Annotated in this window: 1 protein-coding gene; it reads left to right on the forward strand. The window is 69.3% G+C overall.

Features of this window, described 5'->3' with window-relative positions; all coding sequences use genetic code 11:
- Positions 1-61: 61 nt before the first annotated feature.
- Positions 62-1258, forward strand: coding sequence for a transposase (locus ABGB01_RS45925; protein WP_347780640.1), 1197 nt, complete (start codon positions 62-64; stop codon positions 1256-1258).
- Positions 1259-1278: the final 20 nt, after the last annotated feature.

Genomic DNA, 1278 nt, shown 5'->3' on the forward strand with positions numbered 1-1278 from the left:
CAGCCGGAGCGTCATCCGCATCATGACACCATCGTAGTGTCATATCGGATAGGATCGTACCGTGCAGCTCCGGTACAACTTCCGCCTCTACCCGACCGCCGGTCAGCGTCAAGCGCTGGCGCGGGCGTTCGGGTGTGCGCGGACGGTGTTCAACGACGGGCTGCGCGCCCGGCAGGACGCCCGCGAGCAGGGACTGCCGTACGTCTCGGACGCTGAGCTGTCCAAGCGGGTCATCACGCGGGCGAAGCAGACCTCGCAGCGGGCCTGGCTGGGCGAGGTGTCGGCGGTGGTGCTGCAGCAGGCGCTGGCCGACTTGAACACGGCCTACCGCAACTTCTTCGCCTCGATCACCGGCAAGCGCACGGGGCCGAAGGCCGCCGCGCCCCGGTTCCGGTCCCGCAAGGATCGGCGGCAGGCGATCCGGTTCACCAAGAACTCCCGGTTTTCGGTCACGGCGGGTGGGAAGCTGCGCCTGCCGAAGATCGGGGACGTGCCGGTGCGCTGGTCGCGTTCCCTGCCGTCGCAGCCCTCCAGCGTCACGGTCGTTGTGGACGCAGCCGGGCGATACTTCGCCTCGTTCGTGGTCGAGGTCGGCGACGAGCAGCTGCCAGAGGCCACGAATGAGGTCGGTATCGACCTGGGGCTGACCCGCTTCGCGGTCCTCTCGGACGGCCGGAAGATCGACAACCCCCGGTTCCTGCGCCGCGCCGAGCGGCGGCTGCGCAAGGCACAGCAGGCCCTGTCGCGCAAGGCGAAGGGGTCGGCGAACAGGAAGAAGGCCGTCGTCCGCCTCGCCCGCGCACACGCGAGGGTGGCCGACGCGCGCCGGGACTTCGCGCACAAGCTCTCCACCCGGATCATCGGTGAGAACCAAGCGGTGATGGTGGAGGACCTGTCTGTGAAGGGCCTGGCCCGCACGAAGCTGGCCAGGAGTGTGCACGACGCCGGATGGTCGGCGTTCGTGAACATGCTTGCCTACAAGGCCGCCCGGCACGGCCGGATCTTGGTGAAGGTCGACCGCTGGTTCCCCAGCAGCAAGCTGTGCTCGGCCTGCGGCGCGGTTGCCGAGTCCATGCCGCTGGACGTCCGGTCGTGGGCCTGCCCGTGCGGGGCGGCCCACGACCGGGACGTCAACGCCGCGCTCAACATCCTCGCCGCCGGACGGGCGGAGAGGCTAAACGCCTGTGGAGGCCAGGTAAGACCACCGCTCACGGTGGCGCAGGCCGGTGAAGCAGGAAGCCTCAGAGGTGCCGCATGAAGCGGCACGGGCTGAATCCC

The sequence above is a fragment of the Nonomuraea sp. B5E05 genome (assembly GCF_039880665.1).
GTDB lineage: Bacteria > Actinomycetota > Actinomycetes > Streptosporangiales > Streptosporangiaceae > Nonomuraea.